This window comes from Serratia sp. C2(1), assembly GCF_036352655.1.
Classification (GTDB): Bacteria; Pseudomonadota; Gammaproteobacteria; order Enterobacterales; family Enterobacteriaceae; genus Serratia; species Serratia inhibens.
Genome location: NZ_JAZFBA010000003.1, coordinates 234,815 through 254,453 on the forward strand (window position 1 = coordinate 234,815; position 19,639 = coordinate 254,453).

Annotated in this window: 26 protein-coding genes and 1 pseudogene; 6 read left to right on the plus strand and 21 right to left on the minus strand. The window is 54.7% G+C overall.

The window, feature by feature from the left end:
• Positions 1–13: 13 nt before the first annotated feature.
• The 5 genes from V2S86_RS19145 to V2S86_RS19165 form a co-directional block, all read right to left on the minus strand.
• Entirely contained in the window at positions 14–664 is a 651-nt protein-coding gene (locus tag V2S86_RS19145; protein WP_006317116.1) for a DUF4310 family protein, read from the minus strand.
• An 11-nt stretch (positions 665–675) separates the two neighbouring features.
• Positions 676–1,452 carry a DUF4311 domain-containing protein gene (locus V2S86_RS19150; RefSeq protein ID WP_006317117.1) on the minus strand — a complete coding sequence of 259 codons (777 nt, stop codon included), beginning with the start codon at positions 1,450–1,452 and terminating at the stop codon, positions 676–678.
• Positions 1,453–1,607: 155 nt separating this feature from the next.
• Positions 1,608–1,904, minus strand: a complete 297-nt coding sequence (locus V2S86_RS19155) for a DUF4312 family protein (protein ID WP_330763720.1) — start codon at positions 1,902–1,904, stop codon at positions 1,608–1,610.
• Positions 1,904–2,269, minus strand: a complete 366-nt coding sequence (locus V2S86_RS19160) for a glycine-rich SFCGS family protein (RefSeq protein WP_006317119.1) — start codon at positions 2,267–2,269, stop codon at positions 1,904–1,906. The genes V2S86_RS19155 and V2S86_RS19160 overlap by 1 nt, the downstream gene beginning before the upstream one ends.
• Before the next feature lie 35 nt (positions 2,270–2,304).
• Positions 2,305–2,631, minus strand: a complete 327-nt coding sequence (locus tag V2S86_RS19165) for a glycine dehydrogenase (RefSeq protein WP_330763721.1) — start codon at positions 2,629–2,631, stop codon at positions 2,305–2,307.
• Between the two features lie 502 nt (positions 2,632–3,133).
• Between V2S86_RS19165 and rnk the strand changes: the two genes are divergently transcribed.
• Positions 3,134–3,544, plus strand: a complete 411-nt coding sequence (gene rnk / locus V2S86_RS19170) for a nucleoside diphosphate kinase regulator (protein ID WP_006317121.1) — start codon at positions 3,134–3,136, stop codon at positions 3,542–3,544.
• Between the two features lie 41 nt (positions 3,545–3,585).
• Here rnk and V2S86_RS19175 read toward each other — a convergent pair whose 3' ends face one another.
• The 3 genes from V2S86_RS19175 to V2S86_RS19185 are packed head-to-tail and all read right to left on the minus strand — an operon-like array spanning position 3,586 to position 6,699.
• Positions 3,586–4,374, minus strand: coding sequence for a sulfite exporter TauE/SafE family protein (locus V2S86_RS19175; protein WP_020439860.1), 789 nt, complete (start codon positions 4,372–4,374; stop codon positions 3,586–3,588).
• Entirely contained in the window at positions 4,367–5,248 is an 882-nt protein-coding gene (locus tag V2S86_RS19180) for a formyltransferase family protein (RefSeq protein ID WP_330763722.1), read from the minus strand. Before V2S86_RS19180 ends, V2S86_RS19175 begins: the two co-directional genes overlap by 8 nt.
• Complete coding sequence (locus tag V2S86_RS19185; RefSeq protein ID WP_330763723.1) at positions 5,245–6,699, minus strand: FAD/NAD(P)-binding protein; 1,455 nt, start codon at positions 6,697–6,699, stop codon at positions 5,245–5,247. The genes V2S86_RS19180 and V2S86_RS19185 overlap by 4 nt, the downstream gene beginning before the upstream one ends.
• 274 nt (positions 6,700–6,973) lie before the next feature.
• Here V2S86_RS19185 and V2S86_RS19190 point away from each other — a divergent pair, with 274 nt between their 5' ends.
• The gene (locus V2S86_RS19190) at positions 6,974–7,759 is read left to right on the plus strand and encodes an AraC family transcriptional regulator (RefSeq protein WP_330763724.1); all 786 of its coding nucleotides are present in this window, start codon (positions 6,974–6,976) and stop codon (positions 7,757–7,759) included.
• Here V2S86_RS19190 and cybC read toward each other — a convergent pair.
• Both cybC and pmbA read right to left on the minus strand, forming a co-directional pair.
• Positions 7,756–8,142, minus strand: coding sequence for a cytochrome b562 (gene cybC, locus V2S86_RS19195; protein WP_330763725.1), 387 nt, complete (start codon positions 8,140–8,142; stop codon positions 7,756–7,758). The genes V2S86_RS19190 and cybC overlap by 4 nt on opposite strands.
• A 212-nt stretch (positions 8,143–8,354) precedes the next feature.
• The gene (gene pmbA, locus V2S86_RS19200) at positions 8,355–9,695 is read right to left on the minus strand and encodes a metalloprotease PmbA (protein WP_330763726.1); all 1,341 of its coding nucleotides are present in this window, start codon (positions 9,693–9,695) and stop codon (positions 8,355–8,357) included.
• 177 nt (positions 9,696–9,872) lie between these two features.
• Here pmbA and yjgA point away from each other — a divergent pair, with 177 nt between their 5' ends.
• Complete coding sequence (yjgA, locus tag V2S86_RS19205) at positions 9,873–10,421, plus strand: ribosome biogenesis factor YjgA (RefSeq protein WP_330763727.1); 549 nt, start codon at positions 9,873–9,875, stop codon at positions 10,419–10,421.
• 30 nt (positions 10,422–10,451) lie between these two features.
• Here the strand turns inward: yjgA and V2S86_RS19210 are convergent, their stop codons facing one another.
• The 5 genes from V2S86_RS19210 to aaeX all read right to left on the minus strand — a co-directional run bounded on the left by V2S86_RS19210 (position 10,452) and on the right by aaeX (position 14,573).
• Complete coding sequence (locus tag V2S86_RS19210) at positions 10,452–10,751, minus strand: barstar family protein (RefSeq protein WP_330763728.1); 300 nt, start codon at positions 10,749–10,751, stop codon at positions 10,452–10,454.
• 5 nt (positions 10,752–10,756) lie between these two features.
• Positions 10,757–11,206 carry a ribonuclease gene (locus V2S86_RS19215; protein ID WP_004948611.1) on the minus strand — a complete coding sequence of 150 codons (450 nt, stop codon included), beginning with the start codon at positions 11,204–11,206 and terminating at the stop codon, positions 10,757–10,759.
• A 253-nt stretch (positions 11,207–11,459) separates the two neighbouring features.
• Positions 11,460–13,427 (minus strand): p-hydroxybenzoic acid efflux pump subunit AaeB, encoded by a 1,968-nt coding sequence (aaeB, locus tag V2S86_RS19220; protein WP_330763729.1) that lies wholly within the window; start codon positions 13,425–13,427, stop codon positions 11,460–11,462.
• On the minus strand, positions 13,427–14,362 hold the full coding sequence (gene aaeA / locus V2S86_RS19225; RefSeq protein ID WP_330763730.1) for a p-hydroxybenzoic acid efflux pump subunit AaeA: 936 nt from the start codon (positions 14,360–14,362) through the stop codon (positions 13,427–13,429). The genes aaeB and aaeA overlap by 1 nt, the downstream gene beginning before the upstream one ends.
• Positions 14,363–14,369: 7 nt before the next feature.
• Positions 14,370–14,573, minus strand: coding sequence for a p-hydroxybenzoic acid efflux pump operon protein AaeX (gene aaeX / locus V2S86_RS19230; RefSeq protein ID WP_330763731.1), 204 nt, complete (start codon positions 14,571–14,573; stop codon positions 14,370–14,372).
• A gap of 307 nt (positions 14,574–14,880) precedes the next feature.
• On the opposite strand from aaeX, the gene aaeR reads away from it, so the two are divergent.
• A complete protein-coding gene (gene aaeR, locus V2S86_RS19235) occupies positions 14,881–15,792 on the plus strand; it encodes an HTH-type transcriptional activator AaeR (protein WP_004948619.1) in 912 nt (303 codons plus the stop codon).
• On the opposite strand, the gene V2S86_RS19240 is transcribed toward aaeR, so the two are convergent.
• Positions 15,755–16,132 carry a hypothetical protein gene (locus V2S86_RS19240; RefSeq protein WP_330763732.1) on the minus strand — a complete coding sequence of 126 codons (378 nt, stop codon included), beginning with the start codon at positions 16,130–16,132 and terminating at the stop codon, positions 15,755–15,757. The two genes, aaeR and V2S86_RS19240, sit on opposite strands and share 38 nt — an antisense overlap.
• A 207-nt stretch (positions 16,133–16,339) precedes the next feature.
• Here V2S86_RS19240 and uriH point away from each other — a divergent pair, with 207 nt between their 5' ends.
• Positions 16,340–17,284, plus strand: a complete 945-nt coding sequence (uriH, locus tag V2S86_RS19245) for a uridine-preferring nucleoside hydrolase UriH (RefSeq protein ID WP_330763733.1) — start codon at positions 16,340–16,342, stop codon at positions 17,282–17,284.
• A 320-nt stretch (positions 17,285–17,604) separates the two neighbouring features.
• On the opposite strand, the gene V2S86_RS19250 is transcribed toward uriH, so the two are convergent.
• The 4 genes and pseudogenes from V2S86_RS19250 to V2S86_RS19265 all read right to left on the minus strand — a co-directional run.
• The gene (locus V2S86_RS19250; protein WP_330763734.1) at positions 17,605–17,898 is read right to left on the minus strand and encodes a hypothetical protein; all 294 of its coding nucleotides are present in this window, start codon (positions 17,896–17,898) and stop codon (positions 17,605–17,607) included.
• Complete coding sequence (locus V2S86_RS19255) at positions 17,895–18,134, minus strand: hypothetical protein (RefSeq protein WP_330763735.1); 240 nt, start codon at positions 18,132–18,134, stop codon at positions 17,895–17,897. Before V2S86_RS19255 ends, V2S86_RS19250 begins: the two co-directional genes overlap by 4 nt.
• Positions 18,127–18,396: a hypothetical protein gene (locus V2S86_RS19260; protein ID WP_126529059.1), complete on the minus strand. Its 270-nt coding sequence runs from the start codon at positions 18,394–18,396 to the stop codon at positions 18,127–18,129. The genes V2S86_RS19255 and V2S86_RS19260 overlap by 8 nt, the downstream gene beginning before the upstream one ends.
• Positions 18,386–18,709, minus strand: a pseudogene (locus V2S86_RS19265) (VENN motif pre-toxin domain-containing protein); the annotation flags it as partial. The gene V2S86_RS19260 and the pseudogene V2S86_RS19265, both read right to left, overlap by 11 nt.
• Before the next feature lie 219 nt (positions 18,710–18,928).
• Here V2S86_RS19265 and V2S86_RS19270 point away from each other — a divergent pair.
• Complete coding sequence (locus tag V2S86_RS19270; RefSeq protein WP_442996087.1) at positions 18,929–19,207, plus strand: hypothetical protein; 279 nt, start codon at positions 18,929–18,931, stop codon at positions 19,205–19,207.
• A gap of 37 nt (positions 19,208–19,244) precedes the next feature.
• Here V2S86_RS19270 and V2S86_RS19275 read toward each other — a convergent pair whose 3' ends face one another.
• Positions 19,245–19,637, minus strand: coding sequence for a hypothetical protein (locus V2S86_RS19275; RefSeq protein WP_330763736.1), 393 nt, complete (start codon positions 19,635–19,637; stop codon positions 19,245–19,247).
• Positions 19,638–19,639: the final 2 nt, after the last annotated feature.

Sequence of the window (19,639 nt, forward strand, 5' to 3'; positions counted from 1 at the left end):
TCTGGAACGGTGATTAAGCAATGGCTACCGGGAAAATGGCCCCTAACAGCATTGCGCCAAGGATCGCTCCGCCAGTGATTGGCTTGCCCCAGATATAGAACAACAGCGCGCCAAGCAGCGAACCTACGCCAATCGGAATGGATGCGGTCATCGCCGACAGGATGATCAACGGCCCCAGGAAACGGCCGGAGGAGTTGCCTGCTCCCATCATCACGTCTGCGCCGTAGGTGGAGTTGCTCTGGTTGATGGTAAATTTACGCGCCAGAATGATCAGATAGCCAATCGCCAGGCCAATCACCAGGCCGGTCACCAGCGAAGCGGCAAAATTGGCGACCGGGAAGATAATCCCCGCGCCCAGCAACAGCGCCGGAACGCCCAGCCCTACACCGGTCTGGATCGCGCCGCCGATATCCAGAATGCCCACCAGCGAACCTTCAATGATGCGCGCAAACAGGAAGCTGGCGCCGAATGCCGCCACCGCACCGTAAACACCGGTGTCCATCCCGGCGCGAAGCATGGAAACGAAGGCCACTTCGTTAAACGCACCTATGCCATACAGGTAATACATGTGCGTCCCGGCAAACACGCCGGACGAGAGCAGGCCGACAAAAATCGGGAATGACCAGTCGGCGTACCAGAAGCCTTTTTGGGTTTGTTCTTCCATCATCCCGCTCCTTATTTACCGCTCAGGGTGTTGTGAATGGTGTCCAGCCAGCCCGGCACGCCGAGGCTGAAGGACTCGAGGACTTTCATGTCGAAGCCGCGGAAGAAACCGCTCAGCACGAACAGCAGCACGATCACCGCCATCATGATCTTGGTGATTTTATTCCAACCGCTCTCTTCCACGCCTTTACCGATCAGGATGCCCAGAACCAAACCCGGTACGGCGTTACCCATAATCAGTTGCGCCAGGCCGCCGAAAATGGTGCCCCAGAAACCGGAGCGACGCCCGGCGTCGATCGCCGCCAGCCAGAAGATCACCGGCATCACGGTGTTCACCAGCAGGTTGGCCGCCGGCACCAGCACTTTGATTGCGGTAACCTGCAGCGCAGCGGGCACTGCGGAAGCGGTGGTATTGAGGAACGCCACCACCAGCATGCCGATAACGCCGCAGGCGATAGCCATTTTTTTCGGATCATGCAGCGTTTGCGCCAGGTTGCGGTTCTTGACCATCAAGGCTGCCGCGCCCCAATGAGGGATGATGCGGTGGTCAACGTCCTGCGTGAAGGCACCCGCCGCCACGGAAGACGCCCAGGCGTTGAAGAAGAAACCCAGGCCGAAAGAGAAGTGGGAAGCCGGATCGCCTTCGCAGGAATTCAGCTCGCCCAGGGTGCGGAAGGCGCCCATGCCCTGCGTCGTCGGAGCATGGAACATGCGTGCGGCGCCGGCCCCTACGCCAACCCCCACCAGTCCGCCAATAATAAGCGACTTAAATAAGATGATTAAAAACATCAGTATACCCTTTGATTTATACCCTAAATAATTGGAGTTGTACCAAGGCAGCCAGTGCGGGAGTCCCCATGAGCTTACTCAGGTAAGTGACTGGGGTGAACGCACGCAGCTAACACAGAGACAGCTTCAAGTATGACGGGTATATGCTAACGTTTTTATTTCGTGACGAAGACAACCTTTTCTGTATTGATCATTGTCACGTTTACGGTTATTTCCAGCATCACGGTGTAGACTTTTCTTTCTCGCGGTAAAAAGAAAAAGAGAAATTTCTCTTTTGTTATTTTCTCTTCCGCTTTTAATACGCTGACATCCTGCGGTTCAATGCGCAGCAGAATATTGCTGGTGGATTTTAATACCCTGCCCTGCACATTAGCCAAAGCGGAAGCAAAAGCTTTCGCTTTGCTGTCCCCTTTGCCCTCCACCTTTACCGATGTGGTATATTGTTCTTTCATTACGGGTTGCCATGTTTTTTGATGTAGGCTTCCACCAATCTTTGGCCCAGCTCTTCTTTATCCATAAAACCAAAACCCAGCACGGTATAACCTTCATTGATTGCCGTCACGCCTTCATCAATGGAGCGCATGCCGTATTTTGCTTTGTAGCCGTATTTGGTCTGCGCGGTAATTGCCCCGGCACCGCCGCTACCGCAGAAGGAAATTCCCAACTGCGCCCCTTCCGCTTTCATTACGTCACCCAGCTTCATATCCGCCGCTACGCCAGGGATCACGATGGCTTTCCCGCCTGCCGTTTCAATGCCCTGGCCGACTTTCTGGCCTTTTCCCAAACGATCGCCAATCACTACGGTAATTTGACCCATGCTATTTTCTCCTGATGATATGAATGCGTTAAATGCTATTGGTTATTATCTTTTGCCACTTCAAAATGCACAGAAAGCAAATAAGCTTCTTCGATAGGTAGCGTCGCAAAATTATCGACCACCCGCTCCGCCATTTTCATCGATTCCTCTGAAATCTCGTCAAACAGCGATTTATCGACTTCCGGCAAGGGCTCACCGGTGATTGAACGCAGTACCATGGCGCGAATATGCGATTCCAGCATCTGTTGCTGCACCGCATTGGTATAAATGCCTTCTGCATTCAGCATGGCGGTAATATCGGCCAGCACCTGATCGGTGATCGCCCCAGCCTCGCTGATGTCAGACCCTTCATTTTTTTCCATCGCAACAGATCCTTCATTCACTTTTCAATACCCCTGGTTCCAACATTATTCGTAAGTCGCACAATGCATCACTTGAATATACCCTGTGAATTTCAAGTTGCAGCCAACAGTGCTGCGGCTTGAAAGGCGACGGGTATTACCCGCTTTCTTTGATGCCTTACCCTAACCCCGGGGAGAATTTCTGTGTAGCCGCTTTTTTTCCAGTTTAAAGTGGAAATTCAATGGTTGGCAGGGATCCATTTCGCACAATAAGCACTTTTAAGATAATTTAATTAAATTACAAAAAGATAATGCCACAACGGGTTTCCCGTTCTCTCGGTAGCGGTGAAAAGCTTCGTGATCGGGATCTCTTTCTTTTCACCGCTTAACCGCCTACTATCGGTAAGACAATTCGACATCAGCAACGCCCCCGTTCCTCTGGCGCGGGGGCGTTGCTTTTGTGCTGTTTTTCCGAATTTATGGGCGCGAAAACGGGCGCCCTTTGATTTGACTGGAGAGTGGAATGACCAAACCAACCATTACTATTAATGAGCTGGATGCGGAACGCCTGGATGCGCTATTGGAAAAACCGGCCTTTGCCAACACCGACGTCGCCATCGCGCTGAACGACGAACTGGATCGCGCCGAAATCCTGCCACCGGCCCAAATCCCGGCCAACGTGGTGACCATGAACAGCCGCGTGCGTTTCCGCGATCTGCATACCGCAGAAGAGCACGTGCGCACGCTGGTGTACCCGGCCTCGCTGAAGGACAGCCACGAACAGCTGTCGGTGATGGCGCCGCTGGGCGCAGCGCTGCTGGGTATGCATGTAGGCAACCAGATTACCTGGCAGTTGCCGAACGGCGAAGAAGCGCGGATCGAAGTGCTGGAACTGCTGTACCAGCCGGAAGCGGCGGGTGAATACCACCGCTAAGCGGTAATTCAGGGCGGTGTTCATACCGCCCTTTCTGGGCCTTACAGGCTGATGGCGATCAGTACCACCACCAGCAACAGCACGTAAACTCTGGCGTGCAGCTTGTCATTAACCTTCGGCAACGCCCTTTTGGCAAAGACGATCCCCGCAATGCCGGCCGCCACCAGCAGCCCAAGAATGGTCAGGTTGACGTAGCCGAGATAGTGCGGCCCGCTCATTTCCTGCCAGCCCAAACCGATATACATCAGTGCGCCGATGACAGCGACCGGAATCGACAAGGGATTGGCCGCGCTGACGCAGTGCTTCATTTCATAGCCATGCCGACGCAATAAAGGCACCGTCATCACGCTGCCCCCCACGCCGAGCATAGTGGCGATCACCCCAATCAGTGGGCCACCGACCCACAACGTCATCTTTGACAGCGCCGCGCGCGCCGGTTTGACCAAAAAACCCTGCCTGAACAAACAATCCGCAATCGTCACCAGCATATAAATCACGAACAGCAGCCTGACCACATTGTCCGCCAGCAGCGTGGAGGCAAAAGCGCCCAGTGCAGCGCCAATGCTGATGAAAAAGATCAGTGGGATGATGGTTTCACGCAGCAGGTTGCCGCTACGCCAGTTGGTTAGGGTGGCGTAACCCGAATTGAGGATCATCACCGCCGTCGAGGTCGCTACGGCGATATGCATCGCCTGGCCCGGCTGTTCGCCTGAGGAAGACACCAGATGATAGACAAAGGGCACCACCACAAAGCCGCCGCCAAAGCCGAACAAGATGGTGGTGATGCCGGTAATAAAACCGGCACCGAGAATAATCAACGTTTCAATCATGGCCATGCGCCCGGATGAAATCGTCGAAACCGGCAGAGAACTGGCCGGCAAGTGGATGGAACTCGTCGCCGACAAACAGCGCCAGATAATGCCGGCGAATGGCATCATGATCGATAAGCTCAATCCCGGCTTCCGCCGCCTGCGCCAGAGTCAGCGCATCCGGAAATCCCCAATAGCGGTAATTACCCTGCCGCTCGACAATAAGCGACTTGCGTTCGCCCGCGCGCATTAGCTGCCTCGCTAAAAAGGCACCGGACCGCATGCCCGCCAGCATCATGTTTTCCAAAAACGACAGCTCATAACGCAATTCGACCGGCAAGCGGGCAAGCACCGGCCCGGCATCCCAGTGTTCATCCATTTCGTGCAACGTTAACGCGCCGTTTTTCTCGCCGTTCATCATGGCGCGGAACAGCGTCATCACGCCACGGTAATGCGGCAAGTCGCCCGGATGAAGATTCCACAGCAGCTTGCCACGCTGGCTGAAGGCTCGGACGTAATCCGCGGAAAATTTCTGGTAGCAGCGCAAAGAAACCACCGCGTCCATATTACCCAGACTGCTGATAAAAGTGGCGTCATTGATGTCTGCAATACGGTGCGCCGTGACGCCGGCGCCGGCCAGGAAAACCTGCGGCGGCTGGTAAGAGCCCTCGCAGGCATCGGCATTTCCGCTGACAAAGGGGAAAACGAAGTCATTCAGCACTTCACGTTCATACAAGGCAAGCTGGCGAACTTCAGGTTCCTGCAGCCGGCCGGCGGCTTTCGCCAGTGGAAAATAAACCCTAAAGGTGCATTCCTTGTTTAAGGCGCTAATAACATCCTGACATGCCAGCCAGGAAAATATATCGTTGCCAACAAATAGCGCTACGTTTTTCATGCTTCCGCCCTCTTTGCATTAAACATGCTGTTATTGAAAACTATTTTTCTGATATCACGGGTAATGGACTCCATCGCTGAAGTATAAAAAAGCTCGCCTTTGGCAGGGGCACCAAGAGAATAAAGATCCTGCTCATTGCCTTTTTCATCCGACACTTTTAACGTAAATGGATTGCATTTTACGCCACCGAATATATTTTCCTGTACCAGGCCGCCCTGAAGCATCTTTTTATTTAATCGACTTAACTTCAGTTGGTATGAGGGCGAGGTACAATTAAGCAAATATTGGCTGTGCACCTCCGCATTGTGGCAAAGGGTTTTAAAACCCTGCCCCTCTTTCTCTATATTTACCACCCCACCAAAGGCACGCAAACGTTGGCTCTCTAGCGCCGTAATAATTTTATAGGCATTTTTTAGTGGCATGGCGTGCCGATTGCGCATCCAGGAAGAGTTATAGAAGCGCATAAAGATCTGTCGGTTATTTTCATCCATTTTTACCCAGGCTTCACATACGGCCGGGTGAATCGCTGCCAGATAGCTACAGATATGCTCACGGGCAAAGCGTGCCCGATCAAGGCTTTCGGCCAGGTCACGATAGCAATCCCTTTCGGCCCCCATTGCAGACAGCACCGTTAGTCGTTCCTGCCCTGGGTAATATTCCTCGAGCGCCGCGTTAATCACATGAACCAGTTGGTGCGCATCAATATAATGATTGTCGGCGACAAAGCGACTCAGCCGCTGCCTGAATTCTGACGGTGGTGCACGCAGCAGCGCAGGCTGTACGCTGGGGAACAACCCGGAACGCGACAGGACGGAAATATCGCTCGCCCCTACCCGCTCGATCAGCTCAATGATGGCGTCGATCGCCGTCAGGCTACAGCCAATCACGCCGACTGCCGATGCAGGATTGATGGCGGGCAGATCCCGATTGGCCTGATAGGCAATCACCCCGTCAACCGGGTAGAGGCTCGCCGGCTCGTTATGCCCCGAGCACAGCACTACCGCATTCATCTGCTCCGCGGCCCCGCAGGCCGTTGTCAGCAGATATCCTCCAGGGTGCGAACCTATCTCCTCAACTTCGGCGGTCACGAAGTTCAGCGTGACGTTGCTGGCAGCCGCCATAAACACCGCCTTGTCGCGAATAAAATCGAGATACTCTTTATAAAGCCAGCGGGGTGGATAGCGGTCTTTACCGTATCGCCGAAAATGCGTCGTGATCCAATCGGAAAAATGTGCGCTGTCAAAAATATCCGCCGACATATTTTCTGGCGTCATATTTAAAATATGGCTGTCAAAATCGCTGCTGTAGGCCATACCGCCATTGAACCCCTGCTTGTCAAATACCTTCAGGGAAAGATGCTTGTTGCAATTATTAACAGACTTATTCTTGATAAAGTTGTAGGCAAAAGAAATACCTGCCGCCCCACCGCCAATCACACCGATCTTATACATGAAATATCACCTTATAGTTACAGCATTAAAAGAAGAACTATTGCTTCAGGTGTTGGAATAAAATAATTCCTTATTAACTTCTTGTATGATGCAGACGAGATAACCCGCCCGGCCCCGGCATTTAAATTAAAAAGGGGTTAATCAACAATAAAAATACCTCGCCACCAAGGCAGCGTTATTTTTCTGCCCTGATAGTAGAGCTATGAACAATGGCTTGCTTTATATGAAAGGCCAACTATCATTGCATTTCGGCCAAACTGCTCCGATAAGGATTATGCGCAACGTACGCATTGATGACATCGACCATGTGCCAAGGTCGGTGATTGCCATCGGCACCGACTACCCGTCGGGCCATTTACTGCCCATGCACAGCCACCGCCGCGCTCAGTTGCTCTATGGCGCCACCGGCGTAATGCACGTATTTACCCAACAGGGGAATTGGATTGTGCCGCCGCAGCGGGCGGTGTGGTTGCCGCCGCAGATGCCGCATGAAGTGAGAATGATCGGCGTCACCACCCGCAGCCTGTACATTGAACCGGCCGCACTGCTGGCCTCTCAGCCGCAGGTTTGTCAGGTGGTCAGCGTTACGCCGCTGATGCGCCAACTCTTGATGGCGGTGGTGGATATGCCGCTGGAGTACGATCCGGACGGCCGCGACGGCGCGCTGGTTTTCCTGCTGCTTCATGAGCTTGCCCAACTGCAATCCCTGCCGCTGCATATCCCCCTTCCCGTCGATCGGCGGCTGGGTGAGCTGTGCCAGCTGTTCCTGCTTCAGCCCAACGCGCACGATTCGCCACAGGAATGGGCCACGCGCCTGTACATGAGCATCCGTACTTTCAGCCGATTCTTTCGCGCGCAAACGGGGATGTCATTTTCACAATGGCGACAACGGGCCTGCGTAGTGCTGGCGTTGGCTCAGCTGGCGGAAGGCAGCAGCGTAACGCAGGTCGCTCTGGAGTTGGGGTATGAGAGCAGCGCGGCTTTTGCCACCATGTTTCGCCGCGTGTTGGGACAGGCGCCGTCCTGCTATCTGGGATCGGAACGGCGCGAAAAGGCTTAGCGGAACTTCTTGTGGTTAACGTCGCGGGTTTGCTTGAAACCCTGTGCGAGCTGCTTGGCTTCGGCCAGCTTGCCCTGATTGGCCAGCGCCAGCGATTGGTCTATCTGGCCGATAAGCGTATCCAGCCCATGCTGAAAATCTTTAATCTCCGGGCTGCCGGCCGCTTTATCCTCCAGTTTCGGTGGCGTGGATTGCTTCGCATCCAGCGCGGCGGCGCGCATGTTCTGCAGGCTCTGCTTCAGAGTGTCCGTTGAGTCAGTACTCAGCACCGTTTTGTAATTGCCGGCGATGGTGTCCATATCATCGGCCAGATCGGCTGCGACCGCCAATGAACTGGCACCCAGCAGCGCCAACGCCATCAATGCTTTCAGTTTGTTCGACATGCTTGCTCACCTTCCAGTTATTATTTTATCCACCCGCTGCCTTTCAAGCTGCAGCATTGTTGGCTGCCGCTCGACATTCATAGGGTATAGGCTTTTGTTCAACCTAAACATAAGCAAGGGCGCTGAAAACCGGAACAAGAGATTTGTAAGCAAGGTTATAACGGAGGGAAAGGAGAGAGGCTGGCAACCGGAGCGGCCAGCCTTGGCCGGTATTACTGGCCGGCGATTTTCATGTCCGGCAGCAGTACGGAACCGCACTGGATATTGCTGCGGGTTTCGATATCGCTGCCCACGCTGACGATGTTGCGCAGCATGTCTTTCAGGTTGCCGGCGATGGTGATCTCGCTGACCGGATACTGGATCTCGCCATTTTCTACCCAGAAACCGGCGGCGCCGCGCGAGTAGTCGCCGGTAATGCCGCTAACGCCATGGCCCATCAACTCAGTCACAACCAAGCCGGTACCCAACTGCTTCAGCATGCCGGCAAAGTCATGGCCCTGCCCGGCAATGCGCCAGTTGTGGATGCCACCCGCATGGCCGGTGCTGTGCATGCCCAACTTACGCGCCGAGTAGCTGGTCAGCAGCCAGGTTTGCAGCACACCGTCTTTAACAATGTCACGCCGCTGGGTACGTACGCCTTCGCTGTCGAACGGCGTGGAGGCCAGCCCTTTCAACAGGTGCGGGTGCTCTTCGATGGTCAGCCAGTCCGGCAGGATCTGCTTGCCCAGCGAGTCCAGCAGGAAGGTGGATTTACGGTAGACGCTGCTGCCGCTGATAGCGCCAACCAGGTGCCCGAACAGACCGGTCGCCACTTCAGAGGCAAACAGCACCGGGGCAGTCATGGTGGACAGCTTGCGTGGCCCCAGGCGCGACAGCGTGCGCCGGGCACACTCCTCGCCCACCCATTCAGGGCTTGCCAAATCACCCATGGCGCGGCCAATGGTATAAGCGTAATCACGCTCCATATCGCCATTGTGTTCGGCGATCACGCAGCTCGACAGAGAATGGCGGCTTGAACAGTAGCTTTGCAACATGCCGTGGCTGTTGCCGAATACCTTGATGCCGTAGTGGCTGTTAAAGCTGCCGCCTTCGGTATTGGTGATGCGTTTGTCCGCTGCCAACGATGCCTGCTCGGCGCGGGCAGCCAGCTCGATGCCGCGCTCCGCATCCAGTTCCGCCGGGTGGAACAGATCCAGATCCGGCGCTTCAAACGCCAGCAGGTCTTTTTCCGCCGGGCCGGCGTTCGGATCCGCAGAGGTGTAACGGGCGATATCCAGCGCCGCCTGCACGGTGCGGGCAATGGCGTCCGGGCTGAGATCGGTGGAAGACGCGCTGCCTTTACGCTGCTGGTGATACACGGTAATGCCCAACGCGCCATCGCTGTTGAACTCGACGTTTTCCACCTCGCCAAAGCGGGTGCTGACGCTGATACCGGTAGATTTGGTTACGGCAACTTCTGCCGCATCGGAACCGGCGCGCGCCAGCTCCAGAGCCTGTGAAACGGCCTGTTCCAGCGCCTTGCGCTGTTCTGCAACTTGAGTGACTACTTTCATCAATCTGCCATAATTAATCAGAAAATCGTTGAGAAAAGTGCCGTGGCGGCGTGGTTGCGCGCGGAGTCACGCGCAAAAATCATGTGATTTATGCTTTTGAGTCTAACAGGAACCGCGTGGAATTTCGCATAAAGCCGGCAACCTGTTAGGATTAGCCTCTTTTTAACGGAGCCTACCATGAACAAACAGCCTGAAGACTGGCTCGACGATGTCCCGGAGAACAAAGACGAGGACGATGACGAGATTATCTGGGTCAGTAAAAGTGAAATTAAACGTGATGCCGAAGCGCTGAAAGACCTGGGGACCGAACTGGTCGAACTGGGTAAGAACGCGCTGGAACGCATCCCGCTGGACGAAGATTTGCGCGCAGCCGTTGAACTGGCGCAGAAGATCAAGAAAGAAGGCCGCCGCCGCCAGTTGCAACTGATTGGCAAGATGCTGCGCGCCCGCGACGTAGAGCCGATTCAAACCGCGCTCGACAAGCTGAAGAACCGCCACAACCAGCAGGTTTCACTGTTCCACAAGCTGGAAGCGCTGCGTGACCGTTTGGTGGAAGAAGGCGATGACGCGATCCCGTCTATCCTGGCCCTGTACCCGGAAGCCGATCGCCAGCAGTTGCGCGCACTGGTGCGTAACGCGCAGAAAGAGAAGGCCGCTAACAAGCCGCCGAAAGCCTACCGTCAAATCTTCCAGTACCTGCGCGATCTGGCCGAGACCGCCGAATGATCGCCGCCGTCACCATGGGATGAACCCGTTTCATCCCCGGTGATGTGCAGGTTCACCGCTGCTTTCACGAATATTGAAACGCAGGCTGCCTTCCAGCTCTTCCTCCGCCTCTTCAAACAGCAGGATAATCGCGCCGAAGCGGCGTTTGCTACGGGCATCGAGATGGGTAAACTCAATCTCGACCGGTAACCCGATATCGACGGTCACCACGTCCCACAGCGCGTCCAGATTGGCGCCGAAGGCATCACCGAGCGCAAATTTATGCGCAAAATCGCGATAGAACGCCGGCAAATCGTGGATCTGATTAAAATCGAACTCTACTTTTGCCATCAAATTCACTCCACCCGAATGAAGTTTTTATAATGGTCACGCGTGACAAAAATCAGGCCGTCGCTGGAATACAACAGGCGATCGGCCCCGCGCCGGCCGCATTGATAATTAATGTCCGCCTCGCGCCATACCCTGCTGCGTGCGGTAGGGAGTTGCCCTTCACGGTTTGAGAAACGATCGCCGCCAATCGCTTTGCCCGGCAGAACCGAACACAGGTTGCCGTTGCGCGCATCCCACCCCTGTTCACGCGCCTGCTTTTTGGTGATGTAATAGTCCGGCAGCCGCTGATGCTGCTGCAGGTAGCTCACCACCCTTTTTTGCTGCGTCAGTTGGTCAATGCTCTGGCCTTCGGCCACCGCAGGCACGTTGGCAATCACCCGATCGTTACCGCGCAAAGCGCTAAAACCGGCTATCACAACGGCGATGACGATCGCCACGAGGATCCGCTTGTTCATTACTGTCCCTGACTGAGTGCCGACAGAGGTGCATCAGCACCCATGCCCGTTGGATTTATAGATGAAAAAAATGAATCAGAGATGACCGGCAGGTAACATTTTCACTTCAGGGAACCCATGCCTTAACAATCTGCATCACCCATTCATGCTTATCATGCCATTTTCCCGTGCGCCTGACACTCAGTGCAACTCTGAAACCAGGCTGTCTCAGGCAAGTATAGCCCCGGATGAGCGCATCAGGGGCCTCGGCGCATCAGTCGATCAACGCATGGCGATAACGGTGCAGCATGTCGGCCAAGCGTTTTACCGGGCCGGTGACGCTGAGCGGTGCCTGATAGTCCACCAACTTTTGCTGATAGTCGTTCATCTCGCTCAGCAGCCGATCGTAATAATAGGCGCGTTTCACGTCATTCTTGGCCGAAACCACGTGGTCGGCAGTATTGCGGATCTGCTTATGGAAGGCCGAAAGCTCCTCGCTGGCCGGGATTTCCGCCCGCTGCATGCGCTGGTGAGCGATGATCAGGTTCAGCGCCAGCCGGTACTTGGCGATGTCGTTCGGGAACATCATCAACAGCTTATTAAGCTGCTGATAAAGCGCCGGCAGATGGTTCTGCCGACGGCGCGACGCCTTGGTGGTCAGCGCCGAGACCGCGCTGCCGACAAACTGGTTCAGCAGCGTGCGGCCGGTGCGCTCACGCGAGTTGTCACGGATCAAGAGCAGCACCATCAGCCCCACACAGCTGCCAAGGAACTGGCCGAGCGCGCCGTCGAGAAACTGGGTGACGTTAAACTCCATCGGGTTGCTCAGCACCAAAATATTGATGGTCCCCGCCAGCAGGCCAAGCGAACCCAGCCGCCGCTTTTGCACTTCGATGCCGATGAAAAACGCCAGCAAACCAAGGCTGAGGCACAACAATAAAATGCTCTGCTGGGTCGCCGGCAGGATCACCATAAAGAACAGCGAACCGACCGGGATCGCCGCCAGCATGCCCAGCACAAAGTCCATCGCCACCATGCGCGGCGCCGGGGTACGCATCGCCAGCGAAGTGATCACCGCGATGATCACCATAAAACCGCTGCCGGAAGTCCAGCCGGTCCACAGCCACAGCAGGCTGCCAAACGCCGTCGCCACAAAGGTGCGCAGGCCGTTAATCATGGCGTGATGCCCTTCCGCCGAGGTCGGTTTGACCACCACTTCACTGCTCAGCACATCTTCTTCCACTGCGCTGATGCTGCTGTTGGTATGCACGCCTTTGGCCAACAGCAGGTAACGCGTGGCCGCGCCCACCCAACTGGTAATGGTCAGCAGCGTCTCGTCGGTGCGGTTGGTGGTCAGTACCTGGCGCAGCAACTTCATGCGCTTGTGGATCTCCTGCGGCGTTTCCGCCGGCACCATCAGCAGTTCGCGGATATTTTCCTTCACCGCATCCGGGTGATTCAGCAGGATCAGATAAGTCTCGCAAGCCTGGGTAATCAGCGTCAGCGACAGGGTGTGCAGCGCCCGAACGCGCCGGTTGACCTTCTGCCAGCGCGACGACTCCATCATCAGGTTGCTGCGCATGCCGTTCAGCGCGGTGGTACTTTTGACCAGGTTGCTCCAGGCGCGGTCGATGTCTTCTTTCTCGGCGTTACTGACGCACATCTGCATCAGCAGGTACTGATCCACCAGCAGCTTGTCCACCGCCCGATCGATATCCAGTTTGATCGAACGCGGCGAAAACAGCAGATCCGCCAGCACCGCGCTGACGATCCCCAGCACAATCTCGCTGCAACGCTCCACGGCGAACTGCGGCGCTTCCAGCAGGTTGGTTTCACTGGTGGAAGTCGTCACGATGATGATCAGCGCGGTATACCCGGCCAGGCCCCAGGCATAGGAGTTTTCAACCTTGATCAGCGAAGAGAGCCAGGTACAAAATCCGGCCCAGATGCAGCACAACAGCAGCATCACCACCGGCGCGCGTGCGGTGGAGACGATAATCACCAGGCCGACGAAACAGCCGATAAAGGTACCGATAATGCGCAACCAGCCGCGGTGGCGAATAGCGCCGGAGAACGGCTCGCCACCCGCCGCAAAGGCCGGGCCGGCGGCTACGATGGCGGCGGTCATCGCCGACCAGCGCGGGGTCTCCAAATTGAGATGGAAACCGACAAACAGGGCAAACACAATCGCGAAGCTGAGCTTGAAAGCAAATCTCAGCCGAATAAACGTTGGGCTATTCATTAGCCAAACTCACGCAGCCGATGCATCAGGCGTACAAAAGGCGAGCCGCTGTCGGCCTTGCGATCGTTCTTGCCGGTGATCACCACGGTCGCGGTGGTGCCGGCCGGGTACGGATGCAACTGGTCTTTGTCGTCCAGCAAAATTTTAACCGGTACGCGCTGCGCCAGGCGCACCCACTCCAGGTTGCTGTCGATAGACGCCAACCCTTTGCTGTTCACGGTGCTGCTACTGTTGTTAACGGCGGCGGCCACGCTATCGACGGTGCCGTGCATGATGCGGTTGCTGCCCAGCGGGGTGATTTCCACACGGTCGCCCTTGTTCAGGCCATTCAGTTTGGTTTCTTCCAGATAGGCCAGAATGTAGAAGGTGTTTTTCTTCACCAGCGCCACGGCGACCGAACCACGGGTAATGTATTCACCGCTGTGGACGTTCAGGTTGGTGATCCAGCCGTCGGCCGGGGCGCGCACCGTGGTGCGTTCCAGATCCAGCTGCGCCAGCTCGCGGGTCGCCACGGCTTTCGCCAACTGATGCTGCACGGTTTGCAGCACGTTGTTGGCCTGGTCGATCTCTTCTTGCGACATCGCCTGCACGCCCAAACGCACCCGGCGGCCGGCTTCACGTTTTTTCTCCGCCGCCAGCGTCTGATAATAGGCGACGTCGGCGCTGGCTTCCGCCAGGGCCTGCTCATAGCGCGGCCGGTCGATAACAAATAACACCTGGCCTTTTTTCACCAGTTGGTTATCCACCACCGGCACGTCGGTCAGCAGGCCGGTGACGTCCGGCGCTATCGCCACTACGTCGGCGGTAAACTTGGCGTCACGCGTCCAGGGGGATTCGGTGTAGAACACCCAGGCTTTGAATATGGCGACGATCGCTAACAGGACCAGACACAAAGTGATCGCGATTCGAACTATTTTTATTGAGAAATTTTTCACAGCGACCTCAAACGAAAAGACGTGAAATCAGATAGAACAGACAGCAATACAGCGCGGTATTAAACAGCGCCGGATGCCAGACAAAATCGTAAAGCCCGGTGGGTTGCAGCAGGCGTCGCAGCAAAAAAAACAGCGCCAGCGATACCAGCAACTCAAAAAATATCGGGGGAAACGACAGTCCAAAGATGACCATAACCGGAAGCAAACTCATTCATTTTTCCTTATTGTTCACTGCACCGGGTGTTACCCTTTCTTCTCATTCACATTCTCTTTACATGTTAGCTGACGCGCACCACAAATTTAGGCCCAGACAGGTCAGGAACCTGAAAAAAGGATAAACTCAGGGGCATACATCCGCGATAGGGATTGCGAGGATACCGGAGGGATCGGCCAAGCTGCACTGCCGATTGCACTCACGCGTTGGGAAGGTCTTTCCACCCGACCGGTTTATATTAGCGTGCTTACTATCAACTCATCAACAATCTGTGATCTAAATCACTTTTAAGCCAGAGTGAATAATGGAAAGACTAAAACGGATGTCGGTATTCGCTAAAGTCGTTGAATGCGGGTCGTTTACGGCGGCTGCGCGCCAGCTTGATATGAGCGTTTCGTCTATCAGCCAGACCGTCTCCAAACTGGAGAATGAGCTGCAGGTCAAGTTGCTCAACCGCAGCACGCGCCGCATTGGCCTGACGGAAGCCGGGAAAATTTACTATCAGGGCTGCCGCCGCATGCTGCAGGAAGTGAGCGAGGTGCACGAACAGCTGTACGCGTTTAACAATACGCCGACCGGCACGCTGCGCATCGGCAGTTCGTCCACCATGGCGCAAAACGTGCTGGCGACCATGACCGCCGATATGCTGAAGGAATATCCCGGTCTGACGGTGAACCTGGTGACCGGTATTCCGGCACCGGACCTGATTGCCGACGGGCTGGATGTGGTGATCCGCACCGGCGCGCTGCAAGATTCCAGCCTGTTCTCCAAACGTCTCGGTTCAATGCCGATGGTGATATGCGCCGCTAAAAGTTACCTCAGCCAGCACGGCACGCCGCAGAAACCCAGCGACATGGTCAACTTTTCCTGGCTGGAATACAGCGTGCGGCCGGACAGCGAATTCGAACTGATCGCGCCCGAAGGCATCACCACGCGCATCTCGCCGCAAGGGCGCTTTGTCACCAACGATTCGCAAACCATGATCCGCTGGCTGAAAGCCGGGGCCGGCATCGCCTATGCACCACTGATGTGGGTGATCGAAGAGATCAAACGCGGCGAGATCGAGATCCTGTTCAAAAGTTATCACTCGGATCCTCGCCCGGTGTACGCCCTGTACACCGAGAAAGACAAGCTGCCGCTTAAGGTGCAGGTGTGCATCGACTACCTGACGGAATACTTCAAGCGCGTGGCGGAAGTCTATCAGGGCTACCGCTGAGCAGAAAACGGCGCGCCAGAGCGCCAAGCAGCAACAGCGCCAGCATACCCAGCCCCCAGATTAACCAAAGGGCATAGCCCGCCCAGGTGAGCAACAGCGGGAAAGAGCCGGCCAGCCAGCGACCCAGTTCTTGCAGCATCGGCAACCAGCCCTCCAGCAAGGTCTGCGGTACCAGGCTGAGCAAACCGGTAAACTGGGGTGTCAACTGCGCCGATCCGCTTTCCGCCAAGCCCACCAGTGCAGGCAACCAGCCCAGCACGCCGGAGACGCCCCAGGCCAGCAGCGTCCATAATCCCATTGCCGCCAGCACGGCAGCCAGCGCCCATCCGTTCTTTGTCATGATTTCCCCCCTTTCTGTGTCGCACCAAGCAGCAATGTAAACCATGGACTCCACTCCAGGGTAAAGCGCCGGCGCGCGGATTTACGTTTAATTACACCGCAGCCTTGGCCGTGCCTGGAAGCGATGAACAAAAGCACCATTGGCATTACTCCGCTCTGCACCGCTGCGCTAAGCTGCGAACACCTCTCCTCTGCATCGGGAATAAAAATGAAAAAAATCATACTGGATTGCGACCCTGGGCATGACGACGCCATTGCCTTGCTGCTGGCCTGGGGCAACCCGCAGATCGAACTGCTGGCGGTGACCACCGTGGTCGGCAACCAGACGCTGGATAAGGTCACCCGCAACGCGCTGGCCGTCGCGCGTATCGCCAATATTACCGGCGTCCCCTTTGCCGCCGGCTGCCCGCGCCCACTGGTGCGGCAGATTGAAGTGGCGCCCGACATTCACGGTGAATCCGGCCTTGACGGCCCGGCACTGCCGGAGCCGACCCTGGCGCTGGAACCGCGCCATGCGGTGGACTTGATCATCGATACACTGATGGCGCATCCGCCGGGCAGCGTGACGCTGGTGCCGACCGGCGGCCTGACCAACATTGCCATGGCGGTGCGCAAAGAACCGCGTATCGCCGAGCGGGTAAAGGAAGTGGTGCTGATGGGCGGCGGCTATCACGTGGGCAACTGGAGCGCGGTGGCGGAATTCAATATCAAGATCGACCCCGAAGCGGCGCACATCGTATTTAATGAAAAGTGGCCGCTGACCATGGTCGGGCTGGACTTGACCCATCAGGCGCTTGCCACGCCGGAGGTGTGCGAACGCATTGCCACCATCGGCACCGGGCCCGCGCACTTCGTCGGCGAACTGCTCGAATTCTTCGGCAAGATGTACCAACAGGCGCAGGGCTTTAGCGCGCCGCCGGTACACGACCCTTGCGCGGTGGCCTACGTGATCGACCCTGAAGTGATGACGGTGCGTAAGGTGCCGGTGGATATCGAACTGACCGGTACCCTGACGCTGGGCATGACCGTGGCCGATTTTCGTGCCCCGCCGCCGCCGGACTGCCACACGCAGGTAGCGGTAACGCTGGATCAAGACAGGTTCTGGGATTTGGTGGTAGATGCGCTGGAGAGGATTGGGGAAGTGCGGGTTTAAGCTGCAGCTTAGCGGTATTGGTTAACATGCTACCGCCAATCTGTGACACTCAATCACAAATGGATATCGGTACATTACAGCAGCGAACTGATTATCACCGGAGACTGGCTGAGCGAGTTTGATTTCACCAAGCCGAAGCACATCAACGCCACTACTGCGCCGGGCAGGATTGAGATCTCACAGCAAGAACAAGGGATTTTTAGAGCGTAAACATAAAGATCCCGGTTCAAGTTGACCGGGATACTTGTTTTATTTATGTGGATACTTGTACTGTTCAGGAACTTGATAATCTTCTGGTATGTCAGGCCATTCTGAAGACCTTAATAAGGCATCTGCATCTTCTTTAAACGCATCAAAAAACTTGATAAACCCATCGCATACACTCTGATATAAACCAGTGCCGCTTGCATTGCGATTTTGTCATCATTCAACTTGGCCTGTTTTAATAATTCCTTAGCATCTCTAAGAAATTCAAGCCCACGCACGAATGAAGCATCTTGTTTATCATTGTAATCAATCAACAGATCACCTTGATCTATTGACTCTTTTGACATCACCTTCGACAAGTGAAGATAAATGTCTTTTAATTCATCAAAATTAATTTCTTTAATCATTTAGGTAATTTCCGCCCTTCGGCCGCCGCTGCTTTCGTTTTATCTGGATTAACTGAACCATCCATATTTAATAAAAATCTAAAATTATATTTATTATCAATAATATAAAGATGACTCTTATGCTTATTGTCCAGATGAAATTGATCTCCTTTATGGATCTCAACGCTAAGAGCGTAAAGCAAAGATCCGCCTGTTGGCCGGGATCTTTGCTGCTGATTGCTAATACACTTAAACATACTCTTTAGGTATATTTCTCAATTGTTCATCTAGCGACCAATTTTCTGGTTTAGACTTTGCTATATTCCATTTAGCTCCATTTGACACCCACTTTTCTCTATAGCGCCGAATTCCTACTAAAGTCGCATCTTCATACCCGAACTCAACCCCACAGCAATCACATATATCAAAAGACGCATTTTTCCCATCATCTCCCCAAGGAGCATCTAACTGCTCTGCCCCACAGACTCGACATATATAAAGATCATTTTTACTGTGCATTGAAATAGTCCAGATTTGTTTTATATCCATGATCTGCAGGATCGGGTTTGAACATAGTTCTAGGAACACCATCCGTTCTTTTTACTGCAAATGTGTTCGTCGTTGGATTGTAATATACCGTTTCACCGTTAGGACGAGTTTTAATCATTGTTCCCGGTGGAGGATTACTCACAAAGTTATGTGTTGCATCAACATACTGCTTCGCATTCTGATACTCAGGGAACTCTTTTTTATGTTTATCCCAATGGCCGTAAGCATTGGCTACGGGATCTGCTTTCTTAGTTGCCGTCCAGATCCCAGTATCTTTAGCCTTACCCGGCAGATCCTTACCATTCTTCGCCGCCACAACCAACGTTGCCAACGACATACCTTCCGTGATCCGACGAGCAGTCTCGACCTCAACACCCAGTTTATCGCTCAGCTCAACCACATACTGGTTGCGAACAAATTGCTGGCTGTCATTCAGCTTATCACCTTCTCCGTACTGGAACAGGTGCTTGTCTTCTGTTCCAGCATAGCTCGGATAGCCGAGCTGGGCTTTGGCATCGGTGAACCGTTGCAACTCACCCTGTGGCCGGATGGCCTGTGGATCACCATCGTCACCGATGATGCCACCTGGAACGCCCTGTGCGAGGCCAGCCAGCACCGCCCAGATCTAGGGGCTGACTGGGTGCGGCAGAACGGTGAACTAGTGATTGGTGGCGACTGGCTGGCCGGATCCGACATCACCGATACGGAACAACTGGAGATCACCGCCACAACGGGTGTGATCCGGTTGCAGCGGCGGGAGGTGGATGTTTTTAGAGCTTAAAAACCAAAGATCCCGGTCAGTTGGCCGGGATCCCTTCTTAATCGAACTCTTTTTCTAACCGTTCAACAACCCGGTTATAGATTTCAACCACTTCAGGCACACCATCACTGAGATCATCATGGAAGTATTCTTGATAAAACTCTTCCGGCCAGAGTGTAATTTGGTGTTCGTTATATTTCTGGATCTTCCAGTATCTGGATGGACGATCATCAACAACATCAAAAAGGCATAATGGCGTCGGAAGAATATACCCACTAGGGCTGGCCATATGTAACATCGTGCCGGCGTAATATCCTAACTGGCTGTGGATACCTAAGACGGTATAGCTATCACCAATAATAAACGGATAACTCGGCTCCTCATTATTATTAAGACCCATTACCTGCTTTTGGCTAGCGTTCAGTTCTGTTGCAATGCAAGTAACTTTCATTC

What these genes read in the sequence shown, in the direction of transcription:
- V2S86_RS19145 (WP_006317116.1), bottom strand. Translation starts at nt 664, where the DNA reads ATGGAAGAACAAACCCAAAAAGGCTTCTGGTACGCCGACTGGTCATTC.
- V2S86_RS19150 (WP_006317117.1), bottom strand. Translation starts at nt 1,452, where the DNA reads ATGTTTTTAATCATCTTATTTAAGTCGCTTATTATTGGCGGACTGGTG.
- V2S86_RS19155 (WP_330763720.1), bottom strand. Translation starts at nt 1,904, where the DNA reads ATGAAAGAACAATATACCACATCGGTAAAGGTGGAGGGCAAAGGGGAC.
- V2S86_RS19160 (WP_006317119.1), bottom strand. Translation starts at nt 2,269, where the DNA reads ATGGGTCAAATTACCGTAGTGATTGGCGATCGTTTGGGAAAAGGCCAG.
- V2S86_RS19165 (WP_330763721.1), bottom strand. Translation starts at nt 2,631, where the DNA reads ATGGAAAAAAATGAAGGGTCTGACATCAGCGAGGCTGGGGCGATCACC.
- rnk (WP_006317121.1), top strand. Translation starts at nt 3,134, where the DNA reads ATGACCAAACCAACCATTACTATTAATGAGCTGGATGCGGAACGCCTG.
- V2S86_RS19175 (WP_020439860.1), bottom strand. Translation starts at nt 4,374, where the DNA reads ATGATTGAAACGTTGATTATTCTCGGTGCCGGTTTTATTACCGGCATC.
- V2S86_RS19180 (WP_330763722.1), bottom strand. Translation starts at nt 5,248, where the DNA reads ATGAAAAACGTAGCGCTATTTGTTGGCAACGATATATTTTCCTGGCTG.
- V2S86_RS19185 (WP_330763723.1), bottom strand. Translation starts at nt 6,699, where the DNA reads ATGTATAAGATCGGTGTGATTGGCGGTGGGGCGGCAGGTATTTCTTTT.
- V2S86_RS19190 (WP_330763724.1), top strand. Translation starts at nt 6,974, where the DNA reads ATGCGCAACGTACGCATTGATGACATCGACCATGTGCCAAGGTCGGTG.
- cybC (WP_330763725.1), bottom strand. Translation starts at nt 8,142, where the DNA reads ATGTCGAACAAACTGAAAGCATTGATGGCGTTGGCGCTGCTGGGTGCC.
- pmbA (WP_330763726.1), bottom strand. Translation starts at nt 9,695, where the DNA reads ATGAAAGTAGTCACTCAAGTTGCAGAACAGCGCAAGGCGCTGGAACAG.
- yjgA (WP_330763727.1), top strand. Translation starts at nt 9,873, where the DNA reads ATGAACAAACAGCCTGAAGACTGGCTCGACGATGTCCCGGAGAACAAA.
- V2S86_RS19210 (WP_330763728.1), bottom strand. Translation starts at nt 10,751, where the DNA reads ATGGCAAAAGTAGAGTTCGATTTTAATCAGATCCACGATTTGCCGGCG.
- V2S86_RS19215 (WP_004948611.1), bottom strand. Translation starts at nt 11,206, where the DNA reads ATGAACAAGCGGATCCTCGTGGCGATCGTCATCGCCGTTGTGATAGCC.
- aaeB (WP_330763729.1), bottom strand. Translation starts at nt 13,427, where the DNA reads ATGAATAGCCCAACGTTTATTCGGCTGAGATTTGCTTTCAAGCTCAGC.
- aaeX (WP_330763731.1), bottom strand. Translation starts at nt 14,573, where the DNA reads ATGAGTTTGCTTCCGGTTATGGTCATCTTTGGACTGTCGTTTCCCCCG.
- aaeR (WP_004948619.1), top strand. Translation starts at nt 14,881, where the DNA reads ATGGAAAGACTAAAACGGATGTCGGTATTCGCTAAAGTCGTTGAATGC.
- V2S86_RS19240 (WP_330763732.1), bottom strand. Translation starts at nt 16,132, where the DNA reads ATGACAAAGAACGGATGGGCGCTGGCTGCCGTGCTGGCGGCAATGGGA.
- uriH (WP_330763733.1), top strand. Translation starts at nt 16,340, where the DNA reads ATGAAAAAAATCATACTGGATTGCGACCCTGGGCATGACGACGCCATT.
- V2S86_RS19250 (WP_330763734.1), bottom strand. Translation starts at nt 17,898, where the DNA reads ATGATTAAAGAAATTAATTTTGATGAATTAAAAGACATTTATCTTCAC.
- V2S86_RS19255 (WP_330763735.1), bottom strand. Translation starts at nt 18,134, where the DNA reads ATGTTTAAGTGTATTAGCAATCAGCAGCAAAGATCCCGGCCAACAGGC.
- V2S86_RS19260 (WP_126529059.1), bottom strand. Translation starts at nt 18,396, where the DNA reads ATGCACAGTAAAAATGATCTTTATATATGTCGAGTCTGTGGGGCAGAG.
- V2S86_RS19275 (WP_330763736.1), bottom strand. Translation starts at nt 19,637, where the DNA reads ATGAAAGTTACTTGCATTGCAACAGAACTGAACGCTAGCCAAAAGCAG.